At 66.0% G+C, this 5159-nt stretch carries 5 protein-coding genes; 2 read left to right on the forward strand and 3 right to left on the reverse strand.

Annotation, left to right across the window (positions count from 1 at the left end; all coding sequences use genetic code 11):
- On the reverse strand, positions 1-166 hold a 166-nt coding region (locus tag CC207_RS20795), incomplete at its 3' end, for a cold-shock protein (protein WP_088852681.1).
- A 329-nt stretch (positions 167-495) separates the two neighbouring features.
- Here CC207_RS20795 and dcd point away from each other — a divergent pair.
- Both dcd and CC207_RS20805 read left to right on the forward strand, forming a co-directional pair.
- Positions 496-1062, forward strand: a complete 567-nt coding sequence (gene dcd, locus CC207_RS20800; RefSeq protein ID WP_003258001.1) for a dCTP deaminase — start codon at positions 496-498, stop codon at positions 1060-1062.
- 93 nt (positions 1063-1155) lie between these two features.
- Positions 1156-1398, forward strand: coding sequence for a hypothetical protein (locus tag CC207_RS20805; RefSeq protein WP_028690065.1), 243 nt, complete (start codon positions 1156-1158; stop codon positions 1396-1398).
- A 6-nt stretch (positions 1399-1404) separates the two neighbouring features.
- Here CC207_RS20805 and CC207_RS20810 read toward each other — a convergent pair whose 3' ends face one another.
- Together CC207_RS20810 and CC207_RS20815 are read right to left on the reverse strand one after the other, a co-directional pair.
- A complete protein-coding gene (locus tag CC207_RS20810) occupies positions 1405-2520 on the reverse strand; it encodes a succinylglutamate desuccinylase/aspartoacylase family protein (protein ID WP_088852682.1) in 1116 nt (371 codons plus the stop codon).
- Positions 2521-2695: 175 nt separating this feature from the next.
- Entirely contained in the window at positions 2696-5131 is a 2436-nt protein-coding gene (locus CC207_RS20815) for a penicillin acylase family protein (RefSeq protein WP_088852683.1), read from the reverse strand.
- Positions 5132-5159 lie beyond the last annotated feature (28 nt).

Consider the following 5159-nt stretch of genomic DNA (forward strand, 5'->3'; position numbering starts at 1 on the left):
GGGTAGCGACGAAAGTAACAGCCTGGCCTTCTTTCAGGGTTTTGAAGCCGTCAGCTTGGATGGCTTTGAAGTGCACGAACAGGTCGTCGCCCGACTGAGGGGTGATGAAGCCGTAGCCCTTCTCATCGTTGAACCACTTGACAACACCGGATTGACGGTTGGACATTTTTCTGTCTCCTTGGACAAAGTTGATAACGGTCAGGAAACACCCTGACCGGGACTGAGCGCAAAGAGAGCAGAAAATTCAGCGATGGGCCGATCAGGATCGTGCATCAAACTAGAGATTCTCGGTGTCACGTGCAGCACAGTGGCGCCACCTTAACCCACTTTCCACAACCTGCCAATGGCCAAGAAGCGCTTTGATGAAATTCGGATCGGCGGCCTGTACAGGCCCCGTCCGGCGCGGGATAGGGCGAGGAAACTTTAACCTGGGCGTTGGGACCGGTAAGATGCACCTCTCGTTTTTTACCCCGCACTCTTCAGGACACCCCCGCCATGAGCATCAAATCGGACAAGTGGATTCGCCGCATGGCGCAGGAACACGGCATGATCGAACCGTTCGTCGAGCGCCAGGTGCGTGGCGAGCAGGACAGCCGGGTCATTTCCTTCGGTGTCTCCAGCTATGGCTACGACGTACGCTGCGCCGACGAATTCAAAGTCTTCACCAACATCAACTCGGCCACCGTCGATCCGAAGAACTTCGATGCCGGCAGTTTCGTCGACATCAAGAGTGACGTGTGCATCATTCCGCCGAACTCCTTCGCCCTGGCCCGCACCGTCGAGTATTTCCGCATTCCGCGCGACGTGCTGACCATCTGCCTGGGCAAAAGCACCTACGCCCGTTGCGGCATCATCGTCAACGTCACGCCGCTTGAGCCCGAGTGGGAAGGCCATGTGACCCTGGAGTTCTCCAACACCACCACGCTGCCGGCGAAGATCTACGCCAACGAAGGCGTGGCGCAGATGCTGTTCCTGCAGTCCGACGAGGAATGTGAAGTGTCGTACAAGGACCGTGGTGGCAAGTACCAGGGCCAGCGCGGCGTCACCCTGCCACGCACCTGAGCCGACAAAGCGCGGGAATTGTTTCCGCGCCCGGCACTCCAACGAGAAGTCCTGGCGCGCATGCCGTGCGCCGGGCCTCGTCAGGAGCCGCCTATGAAAATCGACCCCGCAATCAGTGCCAAGCTGGCCGTCCTGCAGCCGAACCAGATCGGATTGCTGGCCTGGTCGCTGATGGCCCATCCGCCGATCCACACACCACTGCCGATGCAGGCCGGTGGCGTGCCGCACCAGCCCGATCCCGACACACCGCAGCCGCCAGAACCAGGTGAACACCCACCGAGGGAGCCGGGCGAGCCGACCCTGCCCGATGAGCCGCCTCCCGCCCCAGTGGCCTGATTTGTCTCAGTTGCCCAGCAGATAGCCGCTGCGGCAAACCTGTGCGCCGGCCACATGGGCAACCACCATGCCCGCCGTGGCCATGCGCCTGATGCTGCGCGCGTAGAGCAGGCCGGCCTGGGTATTGCGCAGAGGGGTGACCCGGTCGTTGAGCGGGTCGATGACCTCGGCTATCAGCTCTCCGGCTTGCAGGTACTGGCCGGGCGCGGCGTGGAACACCAGCAGCCCGCCAAGCGGTGTCATGACCGGCTCCACGGCCGCCAGCGGCGTCGCCGGGTGAACCAATGCGGGCAGCGGGGCCGGCTGGCCCTCGATGATCCCGGCATGGGTAAGGAAGTCGAGGATCGCCTGGCAGTCCCGGGTCGCCAGGGGGTGGCTGACATCGGCCTGGCCGCGCAGCTCGATGGTCACCGAGAAACTGCCCTGGGGGATCGGGAAGCGTTTGGCGAAACGCTGCTGCAGTTGCCACCACACCAGGCTGAAACACTCATCGAACGACTGTCCACCCGAGTCGGTGGCCAGCAGGCTGGCCTGCACGCCCAGGTAGCGGGCCAGCGGCTCGACCTGGGGCCAGGCTTCCGGCGTGGTATACAGATGCTCGACCGCCTCGAAGTCGCAGTGCAGGTCGAGGACCATGTCGGCGTCGCAGGCCAGGCGTTGCAGGGTCAGGCGCTGCGACTGCAGCGGCGTGTGCGCGGGGTGGGCTTCCAGGCCCCGGCGCAGGTATTCGCGAATCAGCGCCAGGTTGTGCGCCTGATCCTGGGTGAGATGGCCTTCGATCTGGTCACCGATGCTGTCGGACAAGTCGACGAACTTGCGGTTGAAGTTTTCACCGCTTTGCAGTTCGAAACGGCCCAGCGGCGCGTCCAGCAGCACCTGTTCCAGGCCCACCGGGTTGGCCACCGGTACGAGGATGATCTCCTTGCGCAAGCGGCCCTGCTGCTCCATTTCCCCGAGTCGCTGCTTCAGGTGCCAGGCCACCAGCATGCCCGGTAGCTCGTCGGCGTGCAGCGAGGCCTGGATGTACACCTTGCCGGCGCCACGCGGGCCGAAGTGGAAGCTGTGCAGCTGGCGGGCGATACCCGGGACAGGGGAGAGCAGGTCGTGGGTCGATTGGTGCATGGTGGTCCTGATATCAGCGTTTTAGGGCGAAGGCTGGGATCAAGGATAGAAGCATAACTTCGGGAGTGGCGCACTATTCGGATCGCGGGGCGCAAGGGAGCCAGGCGATGACTCGGTATCGGCCATGAGATTGAGCGCCGCCAGCGCGACGCTTGATCTCGGACTGCCAAATGAGCTACTTGCCAGGCACCAGGGTCAACCGCTGGTTGCCATAGGCCCGGGCAAAGTTCTGTGGTTGCAGCGGCAGGCTGCTGAAACGGCCTTTGAACCAAGCATCGAGCCCGTCGCTGTAGTGGCGGCTGGCCGGGTTGCCGGACAGGCCGTTGCTAGTCAGTACCTGCAGCGGTTCGGCCTGGCCGAAGTCGACGATCATGCGCGCCGAGGCCGGCAACTGAGTGTCGAAGCCGCTCCCCAAGGCATAAGGCGTCAGGGCCAGGGTGCTGAAGTCGCCTCCCGCCGCCAGGGGCGCGCGGTCGAGCTTGTCGCCCAGGCCGTGATAGGTCGGTGCCGGCCAACGGTACTGGTGCAGCTTGCCCCATTGCCAGGCACGGCGATCCGCGCCGAGCTGGGCGGTGCCGGCATCCACCGCGGCGGCCAGGCTGCGGGCGAGGATGGTCGGCTTGTCTTCCTTCTGCGGCGTGCCGCGATCATCCCAGAACGGGCTGTCCTCGCGCCCCAGCAGGTGATCGACCTGGGCGGAGTAGGAGAGCTGGGCATTGCCGACGAAGGCCTGCCAGGCCGGGCTGGATTCCGGGCCCAGTTCGTCGAGGAAGGTCCGCCGGGTGACCGCCTGCAGGAACAGTTCATACAGCGCGGCATCGGCCGACACCGGGCTCAGCCGGCCATCGAAGGCCTTGAGCCGGGCCAGGGCATCGCGGGCCTTGTCGCGCTGCCCGGCGGGCAGGGCATCGATGGCCTGCTTGAGCGGCTGGGCCATGCCGGGCGCGTCGAACATCTGCTTGAGCTTGTCGGCCAGCAGCGTCACCTGGTCGTTCTGCAGGGCCATCAGGCTGCGGCTGTCGTGACGACCGTTGCCGGCCAACTGGGCCATGCGCTCGGCACGCTCGGGGTAGTACCAACTGCTCGACAGCTGCATGCCATAGCCCTTGGGCAGGCTGCGCTGGTTGGCGTGACCGATGAAGCCGGCGGGCGGATCCTGGTCGTAGGGGTGCAGCATCGGGTCGGCGTAGCCGTCCCAATCATAACGCCCGTCCCAGCCCGGCGAGGGCAGCAGGCCCTGGCCTTCTCGGCGGTTGGGGTAGCGGCCACTGACCTGCCAGCCGATGTGCTGGGGCTCGGCGAACACGAAGTTCAACGCCGCCGCAGCGACCTCGCGGGTGCTGTCGAAGGCGCGCTCGATGTTCTGCGCGCGGGTCAGGTCGAACAGCGCGTCGAGGCTGCGATCTTCCTTGAGCTGCGGTAGGTGCAGGGCCAGGGCCAGGCTGCCATGGCCTGGCAGCAGGGTGCCATGGCGGGTGTCGTACATGACCTCGCGCTGCGGGCGCTGGCCGCGGACGAAGAAGGTTTCATTGCGTGCGCGGGCCTGCTGCCACTTGCCGTCAGCGAGGTAGCTCAGCTGGCTGCCCTGGCGGCGTACCTGCTCGAGGAACAGGTCCTGGTTGTCGGCCATCACCGCGCTGCTGCTCCAGGCCAGCTTGCCGTTGTAGCCGGCCAGCACGATCGGCAGGCCTGGCAGCGACAGGCCGGCGACCCGGTACTTGGTGGTATGGATCTGCACCGGGCTCAGTGCCCAGGCGGCGCGGCTGTCGCTGGCCAGCAGGCTATTGCCGCTGCGGCTGCGCTGGGGCGTCAGGGCCAAATTGGCCGAGCCGGGGGCGCCCAGCAGGCCGAGGTCGGCCAGTTGCTGGCCGGCGGCGGTGAGTGCGCCGAGCCCTGGCAGTTGGCTGGTCAGGTTCACGCCCTTGAGTTTGTCGAGCTCGCCCTCGGCCAGTGGCTCGTCGGGGGCGCCGGGCAGCAGCCAAGCGAGTTTGTCGGCACCGACCTTCTGCGCCAGGGTCAGGGCCGACAGTTCCTCCTGCAGGTTCACCGACTGGCTGAAGGCGTAGAGGCTGAAGATCAGTGCCGAGTCCTCGGGCTTCCAGTATTCCGGGCGGTAGCCGCTGCGGGCGAGCTCGCCCGGCAGCTTGTCGCGGTAGCGGAACAGGTAGGCGTTGACCCCGCGGGCGTACACCTCGAAGAAGCGCTTCAGGCGCGGCGAGGCATCGGCATACAGCTGGCCGGCGCTCTGCTTGAGGTTGGCGGCGCGCATCAGGCGATCAATCTCCAGGGCATCGGCCCCGGCCAGCTCGGCCAAGCGCCCCTGGGCCAGCAGGCGCATGGCGACCATCTGCTCGATGCGATCCCCGGCGTGCAGGTAGCCCAGGCTGAACAGCGCGTCATGGAAGCTGCTGCTTTCGATCAGCGGCGCGCCCATCGCGTTGCGCCGAACCGAGACGTTCTGCGCCAGGCCCTTGAGCGGTTGGACGCCCGTCGTCGGCAGCACACTGTCCTGGTGACCACCCATCTGGCAGCCGCCGAGTGCGAGCAGGCCTAGCAACGCGGCAGCACTGCCGAGGCGGAGAGGGAAGGGCGGAAGGACGGGGGCGGCCATGACTAGGCTCCTGCAGGGCGTGGCGGGG

Source organism: Pseudomonas sp. DrBHI1 (assembly GCF_002205115.1).
Classification (GTDB): Bacteria; Pseudomonadota; Gammaproteobacteria; order Pseudomonadales; family Pseudomonadaceae; genus Aquipseudomonas; species Aquipseudomonas mosselii.

Bases quoted from the DNA above. Each gene is read 5' to 3' on its own strand.
- dcd (WP_003258001.1), top strand. From the start codon at position 496: ATGAGCATCAAATCGGACAAGTGGATTCGCCGCATGGCGCAGGAACAC.
- CC207_RS20805 (WP_028690065.1), top strand. From the start codon at position 1,156: ATGAAAATCGACCCCGCAATCAGTGCCAAGCTGGCCGTCCTGCAGCCG.
- CC207_RS20810 (WP_088852682.1), bottom strand. From the start codon at position 2,520: ATGCACCAATCGACCCACGACCTGCTCTCCCCTGTCCCGGGTATCGCC.
- CC207_RS20815 (WP_088852683.1), bottom strand. From the start codon at position 5,131: ATGGCCGCCCCCGTCCTTCCGCCCTTCCCTCTCCGCCTCGGCAGTGCT.